Here is a 16,539-nt window from a genome sequence, read left to right as displayed (position 1 = left end):
TCGGGCTCAGAGGGCCCAAAATCACGCCATGGGCGGGGAGACAGATCATGTCTACTATTCATCCTTTTGCACAGAAAGTTCAAGTTTCATGCGAGCGCAGGCGCACCGGGCTGTGGTCTGCTGTATTGATGACCACGATGATGGGTGCTGGCGGCATGGCAGTTGCTGCGTGTGCTCCGTGCTCGCCTTGCAAGAATAAATGCAGGGCTGGGCAGCACTGCAAGGCGGGCTGTAAAGCCGGTTGTAACCCTTGCGCCATAAAAAAGAACCCTTGCGCCTCAAAGAATCCCTGCGCAATGAAAAATCCTTGCGCGACCAAAAAATGTAATCCTTGCACAAAGAACGAGTGTAACCCTTGTTCTGCCAAGGGAAAGTGCGGGGCAAAGCCGAATCCCTGTGCTGCGAAAAAGGTATCGCGCCCAATGGGCTATCAACCTTACCAAGGCGATCCTGATGAATTGATGGCATTGGGCAAAAAACTGTTCAACGACACCTCCCTCAGCAGTAACGGCCTTGCTTGTGCCACCTGTCATAACGATGGTGCTGGGTACAAGGCAACCTTTGCCGAGGCGTATCCGCACTCAGTGGCCATGGCTCGGGAGATATTTGGTCTGGACTCGGTGCATCTGGATGAAATGGTTCAGGTTTGCATGGTTCAGCCAATGGCGACGGACCCGCTGGCATGGAGTAGTAAGGAGTTGGCCGCACTGACTGCATACATGGGTGAGGTTCAGCGGGGGAGGTAGGTAACCATGACCCAAATACAGGTCCCAGCGTTGGAGTGTATCGATGACGGGCAGCTACTAGGCAGCCTCGAGGCCATCGAGGATATCCGGGAGTGCTACCGGGTGCTGAAAAAAGGCGGGTTGAATATTGTGGGTGAAGTTCTCAAAGGCCAAGGGGCTTTTTACGAGATGGACCACTACCCGAGCGAGGATGTGTTTGATAGGGAAACAGCGTCCCAGTACTACTACCACGCCCACCGGGATAACCACCCGGAGCATGGGCACTTTCACCTGTTTTTGCGGGCAGAAGCACTGCCAGACGGTTTTGAGCCAGTGCTGGGTCCCAAGGGAGAAAGCAGGGTGGCGCATTTGGTGGCAGTGTCGATGGATGCCTGGGGCTACCCAACCGATTTGTTTGCGGTGAATCGCTGGGTTACCGATGAAAGCTGGCTGCCGGCCGCAGTCGTTATTTCTGCTTTGGATCGTTTTGATATCGACCATGCTTATCCAAGCCTGCCGGTTAACCGGTGGCTGGGTGCGATGGTGCGGTGTTTTACTCCGCAGATTGAAGCTCTGATTCGCCATCGGGATGCCGTCGTCTCACAGCGAAGCGGGCAGAATCTGGAGCAGGTTCTGGAGGATCGGTCGCTGGAAATTACCGGCAGTATTCCAATCAATGTGGAGGTGTGGGCAGCCAGGCTGGAGGCCGAGCAGAGCCGCCGCCAGAACGCGGGGGTCAGAGCTCCCGTGGCTGGTTATCTGCGTCAGATTGCTGAGTGTTGAGTGCTTCTTCTACGCGTTCATCAATTCGGCGCAGCAAGTCCTCGTCTACCCTGCCGGATGAATGGTGTTTCATCAGTTCTGTACTGGTACGAAGGTTGTCGATAAACGTGCGACAGCCTTTGCACATCATCAGATGCACTTTCACTGAGAGGTTTTGTCGGGTGCCGAGCTCGTCTTCTATGTAATCGCTGGCGATTCTGGCCAGATCCCTGCACATTAACATTCGCCTGTCTCCTGGAAGGCCTCCACCATTAGGAATACCTTTTGTCGGGCACGGTGTAAAAGTACCCGCAGATTAGAGGCACTGACATCCAGAATGTTACACACTTCATCGGAAGCGTGTTGATGGGCTTCGTAAAGCATCAGGGCTGAACGCTGGGTTTCCGGTAGCGCTGCAAGGTGTTTGTCGAGGCAGTCATTGAGAGCTTCGGATTCCATAAGAAGCTCAGCCGACTCGTGAAAGCGCATCTGTGGCGGTGTTTTCCAGCGGCCAGAAGGCTTGAATCGATCGGTGAGGTCCGGGTCCAGGCTCTCGGAAAAATCAGTCACCACTTCGCGGTTGCTTGCTCGGAGGTGGTTTTTGCATCGATTGGCGACAATACGGTGTAACCAGGTCTTCAGGCCAGATCGGCCCTCGAACTTGTGGATAGCATCAATCACCGATACCCAGCAATCCTGAACGACCTCATCAGCACTGGCATGATCAAGGTAGAATCTGGCAACTGCGAGCATGCTGGGGGAATATTGGCGAACCGCGTGCTTATAGGCCGGCGCATCGCCATCTTTCAGGCGCTCTACTAGAGAGAGTTCGGTTTCCGTATGCGCTGCGATATCCATGAGCATTAAATTCCTTTGCTGTGCGCCACTCGTCAAGCGGCTGGAATGCTGAAATATGAACCCGAAATGATCGATTGTGCATGCTCTATAGTGTTTCAGTTGCCAGAAAAGTTCCGTCACTTTTGAACGGTTGCGAAAAAAATCAGCTTGTTCACCTTGTAACATTCAGTCAGTGATAGTGTCTGGGTAATAACAACGAATTGTTTTATACACTTTTAACAGGCTTAAACATGAATCGAAGCAAGCTGATACTGATCCTGGTCATTGTGGCCGTTATCAGCCTTTTTGTAGGGCTGGACGGCCACAAGCTGCTAACCCTGGCGAACCTCCAATCCCACCAGGCAAGCCTGGCTGAGTGGATTGACGCCAACCTTCTGTTGGCGGTGGCAGGTTACACGGCTATCTATGTGGTGGTAACGGCACTTTCGCTGCCTGGCGCTGTGATAATGACGCTCGCTGGCGGTGCGTTTTTTGGCAATGTTTACGGGCTTGTGGCTGTATCAGTGGCATCTACTATTGGAGCGTCTCTCGCCTTTCTCGTTGCAAGATTCCTGATGCGAGACACCCTGCGTTCCCGCTACCGTGAAACTGTGGCCAAGATGGATCGTGGCGTGGAAAAAGACGGCGCCTTCTATCTGGCCACCTTGCGGCTTGTCCCTGTTTTTCCGTTTTTCCTGATCAATCTGGCCATGGGTCTTACGTCCATGAAGCTGCGTACCTACGCGCTAGTGAGTTGGGCAGCCATGCTGCCGGGTACGTTCATCTATGTGAATGCTGGAACCCAATTGGGGCAGATACAGTCCACATCTGACATTGTTTCTGCAGGGCTTCTATTCTCTTTTGCCCTGCTGGGCATTTTCCCGCTGGTTGCCAAGTTTGTGGTGGGCTTTATTCGCCGCCGCCGGGTTTACTCTGGCTGGCAAAAGCCGGAATCCTTTGATTACAACATGCTGGTGATTGGTGGTGGTTCGGCGGGTTTGGTGACGGCTTATATTGCCGCCGCAGTAAAAGCCAAGGTGGCGCTGATTGAAAAGCACAAACTGGGTGGCGATTGCCTCAATACCGGCTGTGTTCCGTCTAAAGCGTTGATCCGCAGTGCCAAAGCTGCCGATACGATGCGCCATGCTAATCGTTACGGGCTGGAATCTGTGCCTGTGAAAGGCTCTTTCAAGAACATTATGGGTCGGGTTAAAGATGTGATTGCCAAAGTTGAGCCACACGATTCCCCCGAGCGGTATCAGAAGTTGGGCGTGGACTGTATTTTCGGTGAAGCGAGTTTTATCTCCCCCTGGGAGCTGGAAATAAAGCACAACGATGGCCGCACCGAGCGCCTTACGGCACGCAGTATAGTGGTTGCCACGGGCGGTAAACCGGCCATGCCTCCTATCCCCGGGCTTGAGGATATGAGCCCACTGACCTCAGACACGCTGTGGGATCTGGAGGAAAAGCCGGAGCGGTTGCTGATTCTGGGTGGTGGGCCTATTGGTTCTGAGCTTGCTCATGCTTTTGTGCGCTTGGGCACCAAGGTTATTCAGGTTCAGCGTGGCGACCGCTTGTTGGTTAAAGAGGACGGAGATGTTTCTGCCCTGATCAAGCAGCAGTTTGAGGCAGACGGTATTGATCTACGCCTGAACCATGCCGCTGTGGAGTTCCGTATGGAGGGTCGTGAAAAAGTTGCTTACTGCGATCACAAGGGCGAGCGGGTGCGTATTCCATTCGATCAGGTGCTTGTGGCTGTAGGCCGCACTGCAAACACCGCTGGCCTGAATCTGGAGCGGATTGGCGTGGAGCCTCTGCCCAACGGTGCGGTGGCTGTGGAAGACGACATGAGCCTGCGATATCCCAACGTATTCGCCTGTGGCGATGTGGCTGGGCCTTATCAGTTTACCCACGCGGCAGCCCATCAGGCGTGGTATGCGGCAGTAAACGGTTTGTTTGGGCAGTTCAAGCGCTTCAAGGTGGATTACAGGGTTATGCCCTGGGTTACCTTCACCTCGCCGGAAGTGGCCCGTGTGGGGCTCAGCGAGGCAGAAGCGAAAGAGCGTGGTGTGGCTTACAAGTTAACCCGTTACGGCCTGGACGATCTCGACCGGGCGATTACCGACAGCGAAGACTACGGCTTTATCAAAGTGCTTACGCCGCCGGGCAAGGACAAGATTCTTGGCGCTGTGGTAGTCGGCTCCCATGCCGCTGAAATTCTGGCGGAATTTACCCTGGCCATGAAACACGGCCTGGGCCTGAACAAGATCTTGGGCACGATTCATCCCTACCCCACCTGGAACGAATCGGCTAAGTACGCTGCCGGTGAGTGGAAGCGTGCGAATGCGCCTGAAGGCGTTCTCAAACTGTTGGAAAAATTACACGGCTGGCGGCGTGGCAAAAATCAGCGCCGCCTGCCCGACACTTCAAACGTGACGCCATAGTGTCACAGCACCAAGGAGCATCCATGCCCCTGATTGAAACAAAGCCTGCCAGGCAACGTATCCCCGCGGTAGAAGTGCTGGCGCCCAGAGCCCATGACAGCTGGACTCACACCCGCAATGGTGATCCTCGGGGTTACATTGATGCAGAGAAACTGAAAGAGCTGTGGATTCACACGGGTACGGCCTGCAACCTGGCTTGCCCGTTCTGCCTGGAGGGCAGTCATCCCGGTGATGGCCGTATTCCTGGTATGAAGCTGAGCGATGTGAAGCTGTTCATCCACGAAGCCATTGATATGGGTGTGGAGCAGTTTTCTTTCACCGGTGGCGAGCCGTTCGTGATTCGCGACTTTGTGAACATTCTCAATTACGCCAGTCAGCACCGGCCCTGTTTTGTGCTGACCAATGCCACTGAGCCGTTACTGAAGCGTCGGCATCAGGTATTGCCGTTGCTGGAGAACCCCTACCCGATTCATTTCCGTGTGAGCCTGGATTTTCCTGATCGTGCTCGTCACGACAAGGATCGCGGCGAGGGAAGTTTTGATCAGGCGCTGGAGGGGATTCACTGGCTGATTGAGCAGGGTTTCAAGGTGTCTGTTGCTCGCCAGACTGATGCAGGTGAGGTGCCGGCAGAGGTGGAGGCGGCTTTCCACGAGATTTTCCGGGAATGGAAAATTCCGGAGAATCTGGCGTTCACGGCGTTTCCAGACTTGGGTACGCCGGGTTCTGAGGATGGTAGTCCTGAGATTACTGAGGGGTGTATGGAGAAATATCCAACGCCTCAGAGCCGCGCTCATTTCATGTGCACTTATACCCGGATGCTGGTGAAGAAGGGCGATTCGGTGCGGGTTTATGCGTGCACGCTGGTGGATGATGATCCTGAGTATGATTTGGGTGGGTCTCTGGCCGAGAGCATGGGGGAGCGGGTTATGTTGCGGCATCATCGGTGTTTTTCCTGTTATCGGTATGGGGCTAGTTGTTCTGCGCCGGGTTAAACGAGGAAATAACAAACAGTGAATATCACAGAAGCCGCCCTTTTTTGGGGATTTTTGCTGGTTTATGGCGTGGTTATGTATGTGCTGTCGCCGAAAAGCAGGAACTCGGAGTCGTTCTACAAGGGCGCTGATGATCAGGGTAATCCGGTTAGTCAGTGGTCGCTTACGGCCAGTATTTTTATCAGTTGGATTTTTGCCAAGTCGGTGACCAATGCGGCGAATCTGGGGGCGGATTACGGGGTGGTTGGTGGGCTGGCTTATGCCAGTTACTGGCTTTCGATTCCGGTGGCCGGGTATGTGATTTATCTGATTCGTACGCAGACGGGTGCGCGGAGCTTGCAGGATTTTCTTACGTCGCGGTTTGGGCGTTTTGCGGGCTTGGCGTTTGCGGCGGCTATTCTGATTCGGTTGTATAACGAGGTTTGGAGCAATACGGCGGTTGTGGGTGGTTACTTCGGGCTTCCAGGGGAGTTGGGGTATTACCTTGCGGCCATGGTGTTCACGGCGTTTACGCTGGCCTACAGCCTGAAGGGCGGGCTGCGGTCTTCGATTTTTACGGATGTGATTCAAACGTTCGTGTTTGTGTTTTTCCTGGGGGCGGTGCTGTTCATGATTATCCCGGCCAACGATTCTTCCGCTTTGCTGAGCGAGGGCGAGTTCCGGTTGAATGCGGGCTTCGATCTGTTGCTTGTGGCCCTGTTGCAGATGTTCAGCTATCCGTTTCACGATCCGGTGCTTACTGATCGAGCCTTTGTGAATAAAGAAAAAACCATGCTCAAGAGCTTTGTAGTGGCAGGCTTGCTGGGCTTTGTGGCGGTGTTTTTGTTCAGTCTGGTGGGTGTTCACGCTCGCCTTAACGGCATTGAGGCCATAGGCAATGCACCGGTAGCTGTCGGGCAGTCATTGGGGCTAACAGCGTTGTTTTTCATGAGTGTGGTGATGATGACGTCTGCGGGCTCTACGCTGGATTCCACGTTTACCTCGTTGGCGAAATCACTGGCGGTGGATTTGCCTCGGTTGGTGCAAGGGGCGAAAGACCGGCTGCCGAGCATGCGTGCGGGTGCGGTGGTGATGATCGTGTTTGCGGTGATCGGCAACCTGCCGATGTTCGCTGGCACGGATATTCTCAAGGCCACGACCGTTTCCGGCACTATGGTGATGGGGCTGGCGCCGGTGTTTTTGTTTTATGGATTCACTCGCTGGTCGCCGTGGAGTTTTCATCTCAGTTTCTGGACAGGCCTCGGGCTAGGCGTTTTTCTGGCAGCGGGGCTTATTCCGGCGAGCTGGGCGATTGGGGATGGCAAGTACGCCACGCTGTTGGGCGTTAACGCCTATGGGTTCCTGATATGCACCGCGGGCTTCTTCCTGCCGTTGGCGGTGCGCCTGCTGGCCGGGAAAACTTTGGCGGCCGGAGAAGCGCGATGACGGAAGGCCGCAGTTGCCCTCTGGCGTATCGCTATCAGCCCGCTGCTTTGTGTGCCGACCCTGTGCCGGTGGCTGAAGACGTTATTTATGTAATTGGCGGGCTCTACGGCAATCCGTTTGCGTTGGATGAAATTGAGAACATGGCCCTTGCGGAAGAGCGGCAAGGGCGCAGCGTAAAGCTGGTGTTCAACGGCGATTTCAACTGGTTTAACGCCAGTGATGAGCTGTTCCGCGATATCAACTGCCGGGTATTGAGCCACACGGCCATTTTGGGCAATGTGGATTATGAGCTGGCAACTCCGAATAGCGGTGCCGGATGCGGCTGTGCCTACCCTGAGTTTGTAAGTCAGGATGTGGTTGAGCGCTCCAATGAGATTATGTCGAGGCTACAAAAAACCGCCGGATCGCACCCGGATATTCAGCAGCAGTTGGCTGCCCTTCCCAGATATCAATGCTTGATGTTTGGAGGACTAAAGGTTTTGGTCTTGCATGGTGATCCGGAGTCTTTGGCGGGTTGGGGGTTGGCCCATGAATCCTTTGCTGCCGGCAATGAACATCGTCTTGAAGAGTGGTTCCGGGAATCCGGCGCAGATGTGATGGTCTCTACCCATACATGCCTTCCTGTGCTTTGGTCTGGACTGGTTCAGGGAAGGCTTTGTGCAGTGGCTAATAACGGCTCATCTGGTATGGGCAACCTGAGCGGGGACGCAAGAGGGTTGATCACTCGCATAAGTCGCACCGCATCAACTTTGGGGCCTGTGGAAGGCTTGGTTTCAGTGGCCGGGTTGCACCTGGATTTGATGCCTGTAAATTATAATGTCAGTGCGTGGGTGGAGCAGTTCGATCAGCTCTGGCCTGCGGGCTCGTCGGCCGCAATCTCATATAGACAACGTCTCCTTGAAGGCGCTTCATTAAGCCCCTCTGATCTTGTTTTCCCCTTGTCACCATAATCTTTCCTGCGCTGGCGAAAGCGGTAATTTGGGCTATCCTTGGGGTGGGTATAAGGGTTTTCCGGGGTGTAACTCCCCGGCTCGACTTGAAATATATTTTGTGGTCTATATAATTTAACGCTTAATTTTAATAGCGAACCACTTAAGTTATGACTTCTGAAGGATCGAATACCACCGCCATCACCCTTCGCAAACCGACAAAGGATGATGGCTTCAGGCTCCACCAGTTGGTAGCAGAGTGCCCTCCACTGGACGCCAACTCCATTTACTGCAACCTCCTGCAGTGCAGCGATTTTGCCGATACAGGCGTAGCTGCGGAGAAAGACGGCGATCTGGTTGGTTTTATCTCCGGTTATACCCCTCCCCAAAAACCCGAAACCGTTTTCGTATGGCAGGTTGCCGTTCATGAAAAGGGCCGTGGGCAAGGCTTGGCCAAACGAATGTTGAAAGAGATCGTGTCCAGGGAAGCGTGCAAAAACGTGACCCACATGGAAACCACGATCACCGCCGATAACGAAGCTTCATGGGCATTGTTCCGCTCTTTTGCGCGAGATATGGGCGCAGACATTGAGCACCATGAGCATTTCGAGAAGGGCATCCATTTTGGCGGCAAGCACGATTCCGAGTTTCTGTTGCGCATCGGGCCGTTTACCAGCAATCCCTGAGTGCCCGCACGTCAAAGCATCAGAACGATCGTTTAAAAATTCTGCATAAACATGCCGTAAGGCAATGAGGTAACACTATGGAAATTTTCAAGTCTACTGAATCCGAAGTACGCGTATACAGCCGTGCCTTTCCAGTGATCTTTAACCGCGCCAAGAACGCGCATCTTTACACTGAAGACGGCAAGCAGTACCTGGATTTTCTGGCTGGTGCCGGTTCACTGAACTACGGCCATAATAACGATACGCTGAAAAAAGCGCTGCTTGAGTACATCGAGTCCGACGGCGTGAGCCAGGGGCTGGATATGTTCACTACCGCCAAGCAAGGCTTCATGGAAGCCTATAAAAAGTACATTCTTGACCCCCGTGGGCTGGATTACAAAATGCAGTTCACCGGCCCCACAGGCACTAACTGTGTGGAAGCTGCTCTGAAACTGGCCCGTAAGGTAAAAGGCCGTACTGGCATTATTTCGTTCACCAATGGTTTCCACGGCGTAACCATGGGTGCCGTTGCTGCAACCGGTAACAAGCACCATCGCGGTGGTGTTGGCGCGCCCCTGAGCAATGTGGACTTTATGTTCTACGATGGCTACCTGGGTGAAGACGTAGATAGCCTGGCCATTATGGACAAACTGCTGTCGGATGGCTCTTCGGGTGTTGAGGTGCCGGCTGCCGTTATTGTTGAGGCCGTTCAGGGTGAAGGTGGTTTGAACGCGGCACGCGCCGAATGGCTGAAGGGCTTGGAAGCGCTGTGTAAGAAGCATGACATGCTGCTGATTCTGGACGACATCCAGGCGGGTAATGGTCGCACTGGTGAGTTCTTCAGCTTTGAGTTTGCTGGCATCACGCCGGATATCGTTACTGTATCCAAGTCTCTGAGCGGCTACGGCCTGCCCATGGCACTGGTGCTGTTCAAGCCTGAACTGGATATTTGGAGTTCCGGTGAGCACAACGGCACCTTCCGTGGCAACAACATGGCGTTTGTTACGGCCCGTGCTGCCATTGAGACCTATTGGAAAGATGACAGCTTTGCCAACGAAGTGAAGGAAAAAACCCAGGTGCTTGGCGATGCGCTACAGGCCATTTGCGATAAGTATCCGGGTGAGTTCAAAATGAAAGGACGTGGTTTGATGCGTGGCATTGAAGCGACCAATGCTGACATCACCGGACCGGTCACCAAGCGTGCGTTTGAGCACGGCTTGATCATTGAGACCAGCGGCCCGAATGATGAGGTGATCAAGTGCCTGATGCCGCTGACCACCAGCAAGGATGACCTGAAGCTGGGTGCTGAATTGCTGGCAAAGAGTGTGGATGAAATCATGCAGGAAAGTATGAGCAAGGCGTCTTAAGACGCCTGTTGTTAACCAGGACATTTACACTGCACGGTAAGCCAGGGTAGGACTATGACAAGCCAATTACATACCGTCGAAAAAATCGGCGGTACTTCAATGAGCAACTACGAAGCGGTGCGCGACAACATTATTGTTGGCGACCGCAATAAAGAAGATCTTTATCAACGTATTTTCGTGGTGTCTGCCTACGGTGGCGTAACCAACGAGTTGCTGGAGCACAAAAAAACCGGCGAGCCAGGCGTGTATGCGTTGTTCGCCGATGCCGAATCGGATTGGGCCTGGGGCGATGACCTTACCCAGTTGATCAAGTTCATCACCGATATTAACGGTGAGCTGTTTGAAGACCCTATGCTCAAACAGCAGGCGGATCAGTTCATTACCGACCGCATTGAAGGGGTTCGTGGCTGCCTGATAGACCTGCAGCGCCTGTGTTCCTATGGCCAGTTTCAGCTGGAAGAGCATTTGTTGACCGTGAGGGAAATGCTCGCGGGCATAGGTGAAGCCCACAGTGCGTTCAACACCACCCTGAAGCTTCAGCAAGAAGGGATTAATGCTCGTTTTGTGGATCTTACTGGCTGGCGCGATACCGAATTGCTGCCGCTGGATGAGAAACTGAAACAGGCATTCGATGCGGTAGATTTAAGCCGTGAGTTGCCCATTGTGACCGGCTACGCCCAGTGCAAAGAAGGCCTGATGCGCACCTTTGACCGAGGCTACAGTGAAATGACGTTTAGCCGGGTTGCGGTAATGACCGACGCGCGCGAGGCGATCATTCACAAGGAATATCACCTGAGCTCGGCCGATCCCAACATTGTGGGCGCCGATAAAGTGGTTCCATTGGGACGCACCAACTACGACGTGGCTGACCAGCTGGCAAACCTGGGTATGGAGGCCATTCACCCCCGCGCCGGTAAAGGCCTGCGCCAGGCGGAGATTCCGCTGCGGGTAATGAATACCTTTGAGCCGGAGCATACTGGCACCTTGATCACCGGTGATTACGTCAGTGAAAAGCCGCAGGTAGAGATCATCGCCGGCGCCAAGGGTGTGTTCGCTATTGAGGTGTTCGACCAAGACATGCAGGGAGAGCCGGGTTCTGACCGCCGTATCCTGGATATCCTGAGCCGGTTCAAAGTGCGCTTTATGGCCAAGGACACTAACGCCAACACCATTACCCATTACGTGGGAAGCACGCTCAAGCACGTTAAGCGTGTCGTGAGTGCGTTAAAAGACGAGTTTCCAAACGGTGAAATCAGCACCCGCAAAGTAGCGGTTGTTTCAGCGATTGGCAGTGATATTAAAATACCGGACATTCTTGTGCGGTCTGTCAAAGCCCTAGCTGAAGAGAAGATCAACGTGCTGGCCATGCACCAGTGCATGCGCCAGGTGGATCTTCAGTTTGTGGTGGATGAAGACAACTACGAAAAAGCGATCATTGCGCTGCACGGTGCGTTGGTTGAGCCTCACAACCATGGTTATGCGATTGTTGCCGCCTGAATACTGAAAACCAGGATGGGTTCGTTGCAAGGTGTGGGCGCCTTGTGATGAATCCATCTTTGGCATGAGGACGTATCCGCCCGACGACACCCCTCAAACCTTCCGCGCTGTTATCGGCAGCCTTGGTGATGCTTGTGCATTTTCATCCAAGTGCCGTCGTGCCTTCCATCTCGCAAACGCCTGTCGCAGCAATGCATACCCATGTCTGATCTGATTCAGGATGCCAATGTGGGTTTGATTAAAGGTGCTGAGCGATTTGATCCTACCAAGGGCTTCCGTTTTTCCATCTATGCCTATTGGTGGATCAGTGAAGAGGTAAAGCGCTGCCTGCAACGGGGTGTGCGCCTGGTTCATGCGCCGGAGAACGTGGTGGCCGAAATCGGCAACCTCCAGATCCAACAAGTCACGAATCAACCAAATCTAGGGAGTAAATTTCCAGAGCCGGCATTTCGCCTGAGCTCCCTGATAGCCCTCATAGAGGTAAACCGTTGGCGGTTGATTGACGGTTCCATCGCCGACAACGCCGGTTAGCACATACGGTGTATGTTGCTGGCGTGCCTGCTCCACGCGGCGCCCGTTTTTCCATTCCTCATACTTTTTCTTATAGGCGTCCAAGTACACTTTTTTGCCGTTTACGTTGTTCTTGGAATAGCATTTTAGCCAGAAAAGGGCCCAGTCCGGATGCGCTCCGCCCGTGTCTCCATCCTTGGCATATTGGTTGTCGAACACCGTCATATTTGTATAGTTCTTCATACCGCCAAAGAAAGTACCATTCTTGGCAGAGACTTTCAGCTTGTTCAGGTATTCACCAGTTGGGTCTTTGTAACACTTAAGGTGTGTGGCCATAGCTCTCTTCCTCCCATGAAACGTCGTCAATCGATGGTTTCGATACCATCCCCATCCCCATCCCCATCGCCTTTGCCCTCGCCCTCTCCGCCGTCAGGCGCTTTGGTCGTTGCTTCGGGCTCGTCGTCGGGCTCCTCGGTCGCGGGAGCAGCGGTGGTATTTTGGTTTGGCAGAGACGGCCGGGCATCGAGCTGGGAGACAAAATCCGTCAGGCTCGAAATGCTGTCCAACGCACGCTGACGCATAGAATGCATCTGCGCACCAAAGCCCGCCTCTTCCAGGGTGAAGGTTTCCTGGTTGCGATCTCTTGAGGCCAGACCGTCAATATCCGGTGGCAGAATCGGAATGGTGTGTTCGTGGTGTCGCCAATCCTTGTACTCGGTTTCCGTGTTCTCCGCGGCCATGGAGGCTCCAAGAACCGCTTCCATAAACACACCAGAGGTGGGCAACGTGATCACGCTGGTTTCAGTTGCTGAGCCAGATTGATTGCCAGGCAGGCCGAGCAACCGTTGGGTCACCTTGCTGATCGTTTCACTGGCCTTCTCTACAGGGGATTTGAACAGGAAAGCGATCATATTGCCCGAATAGCCCACGGGCACAGGCTGAACTCCCAGGTCTGCCAGAGAGGAAGCACTTTGCGACCCTGCTTCGGTGACGCTAACCGCACTCAGAAAGCGAAACAACTCGGTCGGATCCAGCCGCATGATGATCTGCTGAGTGAAGTACCCGGCATTCATGGCAAAAATGGTCTGGATGGATACCTGCTGATTACGCAGCCGCCGCCTGCGAGCCTGAAAAATAAGGCGCCTGTCATCGATCGCGCGGACAATATCTTTGCTGGCAATCTCGTACTTCTCTCGAAGCTTGAGGACCGCTGAGGTGTAGTAATCGACGGTGTGACCACTCCCCAGGCTGGCAATCAGCTCGCGATAATCTCCCGATGCGATGACGGGCTTAAGCGTTGCAAGCGTTTCCTGTAACGAGGAGCGGGTATTAATCTTCAGGCGTAGATCGTCCAGTTTGTTAAGAATGCCGGCGAGCTTATCCAGCTCTTCCTGATGCTCTGTGATAAAGGTTTCATCGCTGGAGATGGCCTCCTGAATGCCTTTTATCAGATCATCCTGCTCTGTTTCACCGCCATAGAGAAACTGGACCAGATCAGCGGTTCGCTCGGCTAGCGTTGGATCTTCCTGAAACATCGAAAACAGCTGTGGTGCGAAGGCGATTCGAACGGCCTTTGCGTTAAAGTTGAGTGGCTGGATGGGCACAAACACGCAGCCCTTGCCTGTCTCGCTTTGCGTAGTAATCTGATACTTCTGCAGAATTTCAAAGTATTGCAGGTTTAGCGAGTGCCGCTGGTTATAGTTGGCCACCACGCGGGTGGATAACCGCTCGGCCTCGGATTGCGTGACTTCTTTAACAATAGTCGCGCGCTTTGAACGCTGGGTTTGCGTCAGTTCACGGGTAATCTGATCAACTCGGTTGCTGCCGCTGGCGTTAAGATCAGACGTTGCCGATGCGTAGGAAGCCTGCACTCCATGACTGACATTTAGTGAGCTTTTCAACCCGGCATTCCAGGTAGGGTTGCTTACTCCGGCGCTCACGGTAGTGTTACTGCCGATCTGGGTATTGTTGCTGTTTGCTTCCTGAATTCGGCTGGCGGTGCCGGCTTTGATTTCATCAATCTGCCTGGATTGGTCAGAAAACTCCTCAGCGGTGTCGGTTTGATCGATGGCTTCGTGGCTCGTCCCGGCTGATTTTCGCTGCCAGTCGATAATCGCCAGACGGGTCACCTCTCCCGGGGCAAGACAGATGGTGCTGATCAGCCGGCCCAGGCATACGCCCAGTTTTTTCCAGTCCTGGCGATAGGTAGTCAGAACACCGTACCCCAACATGCCGCCCTGGGCGGTCGACGATGTGGCTGGCTTCAGGAAATCAGACGGTGACGCGGTTTGAGGCGGCACTGCAACAGGGCCCGGTTTCGGCTTTGGCGGGCCAGTCGGCTCACCCTGCTGTGGACCGTCTTCTTTCACCGGAGGGGCCGGTGTCTGCTCTTCGACCAGGTGCTTCAGCTCTGCAGTGTAATCCTCGCGAATCTTCTTCAGGTAACCCGCGTACTCCTCGGGCTGCTTGCTGGCAATGCGATCCGTCTTGCGGTGGTTTAGTTCTTTCTCCAGACGCTCCAGATGCCGAACATGTTCGGTGTAGGATGTTTCCCCGGATTTGATCGCAGCTTCAAACTGGCGGACTTCATCCAGTAACGCTTCAATTTTCGCCTGTCTATCTGGAACGTCAGAGGCCAGGTCAGCGTTCGCAGAAACCTGTGCGCCTGCGGGTACGGTGTCATCTATTGACTCATTGGCCGGATCCGCTATCGAGGCCTGCGGAACGTCATAGGCCACAGGGACAAACCCATGGTAAAGCAGTTCAGGGAATGAAGAGGACGACACCAACGGCGCCGATTCTGGCTTACCATTGAGCCCATCCAGACCGGGCCTGAAATCAAAGCTGGTAGTTTCATTCACGTGCCAGATCCTTTCTCAGTATTTGCAAGGCGGGCGTCGCGAGGCCTATATACCCTGTTTGACCTCTACGTAGTGAATGACTTCTTCGTATCCCTCGTCATTCCGCTCATCTCGCGTGATACGAACCGCTTCACTGTCTACGGAAGCTGAAGCGCTACTCGAACCGATGCCCCGAACGAGCCAGTTCAGGCTCAGAGTACCGATTTTTTCGTCCGCCTCTGGGTCCAGAATGGCAAAACTCGCACTCCCCTGGCAGCCATCTGTTCCCTTGCAGTCAAACGCATAGGTATGTTGGTCGGGCGCACCCAGCTGGGATTTGATGTCATGGGGGTGCCTGTTCCATTTGCCGTTGCCGAAGTTACTCGCGGCATCAACACGGCCTCCCATATAAACAAAATCATAAGTCGTCGAATTTTTGATATAGACGTGGTACCAGGCGGCCATCACAGTGTTTCCTTGTGCTGATTCGTTGGAGCTGCTTGCGTACGTCAGGGGGTGGAAATGTCTGGCCGCGCGTCGAAATGCGATTCTCACTTCCTTAAGAGAACTCGATGACTTGGCAGACAAGAAAACTATAGACAAAGCATGGCGGGTTCGCCAACTTTTGGCAGGCCGGCCGTGGGGGTGGGATAGCGGTGTTTCGGCGATGTGTTAGATGTAGTTACTCATCACTTGGGTTCTACCCCGTTTCCACGGACGGTTTTAAAACGGCTGTAGAGGTAAAAATAGTTCAGCAGGGAAACACTGTATTGTGACATTGCAAATGGCCGCAACCCAGGCAATGAAGGGTATTAATCCTGCTATTCCAACAAAGATTGCCAGTCTTGCTACTGAAGTCATGCTTTTCGCCAAGGCTCCGGGATATCTGAAACTTCAGAACTTACGAGGTCGTGGACTTTTAAGGTCATTCCGCCAGTGAATGGCACTGGGCGTGTTGCGGGCAGTACACCATGTGGTCGTTGACCATACCGGTGGCCTGCATGAAGGCATAAACAATGGTTGGGCCTACAAATGTGAAGCCTGCGCGTTTTAGCGCCTTCGACATAGCCTCGGATTCCGGCGTAGTAACGGGTACCTCAGCAAAGCTGGACCACTGGTTCTGAATGGGCTTGTTGCCTACGAACGACCAGAGAAACTCTGAAAACCCTGTGCCTTCTTGCTGCAGTTTCAAAAAGCCTTTGGCGTTTTTGATGATCGACTGCACTTTCAGCCTGTTTCGTACAATGCCTGGATTCGTCAAGAGTTCCGACACCTTGGCATCATCGTACTGAATGATTTTTTCCGGAACGAAGTCATCATAGGCAGCCCGATAGCTTTCCTGTTTGCGCAGTATGGTTATCCAGCTCAGGCCTGCCTGCTGGCCATCCAGGCAAAGTTTTTCGAACAGCGCCAGGTCGTCGTATTCCGGGCGCCCCCATACTGTGTCGTGGTAGTGAACGTAAAGCGGATCGGTACCGCACCATGAGCAGCGCTCCGGGGGTGTTTGGTATTCCTGCGAAACTGCCATGCTACGGCCCTTCAGTCG

16 protein-coding genes are annotated in these 16,539 nt (G+C 53.8%); 10 read left to right on the top strand and 6 right to left on the bottom strand.

Annotation, left to right across the window (positions count from 1 at the left end; all coding sequences use genetic code 11):
* Positions 1–79: 79 nt before the first annotated feature.
* Positions 80–367, bottom strand: coding sequence for a hypothetical protein (locus tag AADB16_RS01970; protein ID WP_410801032.1), 288 nt, complete (start codon positions 365–367; stop codon positions 80–82).
* Positions 368–422: 55 nt separating this feature from the next.
* Between AADB16_RS01970 and AADB16_RS01965 the strand changes: the two genes are divergently transcribed.
* A complete protein-coding gene (locus AADB16_RS01965) occupies positions 423–746 on the top strand; it encodes a cytochrome c peroxidase (RefSeq protein ID WP_410801030.1) in 324 nt (107 codons plus the stop codon).
* A gap of 6 nt (positions 747–752) precedes the next feature.
* Positions 753–1,508 (top strand): DUF6969 family protein, encoded by a 756-nt coding sequence (locus AADB16_RS01960; protein WP_410801028.1) that lies wholly within the window; start codon positions 753–755, stop codon positions 1,506–1,508.
* Here AADB16_RS01960 and AADB16_RS01955 read toward each other — a convergent pair.
* Positions 1,462–1,731, bottom strand: a complete 270-nt coding sequence (locus AADB16_RS01955) for a zf-HC2 domain-containing protein (RefSeq protein WP_410801026.1) — start codon at positions 1,729–1,731, stop codon at positions 1,462–1,464. The two genes, AADB16_RS01960 and AADB16_RS01955, sit on opposite strands and share 47 nt — an antisense overlap.
* The gene (locus AADB16_RS01950) at positions 1,725–2,345 is read right to left on the bottom strand and encodes an RNA polymerase sigma factor (protein ID WP_410801024.1); all 621 of its coding nucleotides are present in this window, start codon (positions 2,343–2,345) and stop codon (positions 1,725–1,727) included. The genes AADB16_RS01955 and AADB16_RS01950 overlap by 7 nt, the downstream gene beginning before the upstream one ends.
* A 230-nt stretch (positions 2,346–2,575) precedes the next feature.
* Between AADB16_RS01950 and AADB16_RS01945 the strand changes: the two genes are divergently transcribed.
* From AADB16_RS01945 to AADB16_RS01910, 8 genes are all read left to right on the top strand, one after another.
* A complete protein-coding gene (locus AADB16_RS01945; RefSeq protein ID WP_410801022.1) occupies positions 2,576–4,768 on the top strand; it encodes an FAD-dependent oxidoreductase in 2,193 nt (730 codons plus the stop codon).
* Positions 4,769–4,791: 23 nt separating this feature from the next.
* A complete protein-coding gene (locus tag AADB16_RS01940) occupies positions 4,792–5,760 on the top strand; it encodes a radical SAM protein (RefSeq protein ID WP_410801021.1) in 969 nt (322 codons plus the stop codon).
* A gap of 18 nt (positions 5,761–5,778) precedes the next feature.
* Positions 5,779–7,185, top strand: coding sequence for a sodium:solute symporter family transporter (locus AADB16_RS01935; RefSeq protein ID WP_410801019.1), 1,407 nt, complete (start codon positions 5,779–5,781; stop codon positions 7,183–7,185).
* Entirely contained in the window at positions 7,182–8,135 is a 954-nt protein-coding gene (locus AADB16_RS01930) for a metallophosphoesterase family protein (RefSeq protein ID WP_410801017.1), read from the top strand. Before AADB16_RS01935 ends, AADB16_RS01930 begins: the two co-directional genes overlap by 4 nt.
* Before the next feature lie 149 nt (positions 8,136–8,284).
* Positions 8,285–8,800: a diaminobutyrate acetyltransferase gene (ectA, locus tag AADB16_RS01925; RefSeq protein ID WP_309044062.1), complete on the top strand. Its 516-nt coding sequence runs from the start codon at positions 8,285–8,287 to the stop codon at positions 8,798–8,800.
* 77 nt (positions 8,801–8,877) lie between these two features.
* On the top strand, positions 8,878–10,146 hold the full coding sequence (ectB, locus tag AADB16_RS01920) for a diaminobutyrate--2-oxoglutarate transaminase (RefSeq protein WP_298451163.1): 1,269 nt from the start codon (positions 8,878–8,880) through the stop codon (positions 10,144–10,146).
* A gap of 54 nt (positions 10,147–10,200) precedes the next feature.
* A complete protein-coding gene (locus tag AADB16_RS01915; protein ID WP_309044060.1) occupies positions 10,201–11,643 on the top strand; it encodes an aspartate kinase in 1,443 nt (480 codons plus the stop codon).
* Positions 11,644–11,844: 201 nt separating this feature from the next.
* A complete protein-coding gene (locus tag AADB16_RS01910; RefSeq protein ID WP_410801015.1) occupies positions 11,845–12,174 on the top strand; it encodes a sigma factor in 330 nt (109 codons plus the stop codon).
* Positions 12,175–12,515: 341 nt separating this feature from the next.
* On the opposite strand, the gene AADB16_RS01905 is transcribed toward AADB16_RS01910, so the two are convergent.
* The 3 genes from AADB16_RS01905 to AADB16_RS01895 form a co-directional block, all read right to left on the bottom strand.
* Positions 12,516–15,014 carry a hypothetical protein gene (locus AADB16_RS01905; protein WP_410801013.1) on the bottom strand — a complete coding sequence of 833 codons (2,499 nt, stop codon included), beginning with the start codon at positions 15,012–15,014 and terminating at the stop codon, positions 12,516–12,518.
* Between the two features lie 45 nt (positions 15,015–15,059).
* Complete coding sequence (locus AADB16_RS01900; RefSeq protein ID WP_410801011.1) at positions 15,060–15,458, bottom strand: hypothetical protein; 399 nt, start codon at positions 15,456–15,458, stop codon at positions 15,060–15,062.
* Positions 15,459–15,918: 460 nt separating this feature from the next.
* A complete protein-coding gene (locus tag AADB16_RS01895; RefSeq protein WP_410801009.1) occupies positions 15,919–16,521 on the bottom strand; it encodes a DNA-3-methyladenine glycosylase I in 603 nt (200 codons plus the stop codon).
* Positions 16,522–16,539 lie beyond the last annotated feature (18 nt).

This window comes from Marinobacter sp. KMM 10035, assembly GCF_046537445.1.
GTDB lineage: Bacteria > Pseudomonadota > Gammaproteobacteria > Pseudomonadales > Oleiphilaceae > Marinobacter > Marinobacter sediminicola.
Note: the sequence above shows the minus strand (reverse complement) of the source record. Positions and strands in the feature narration are given on the sequence as shown.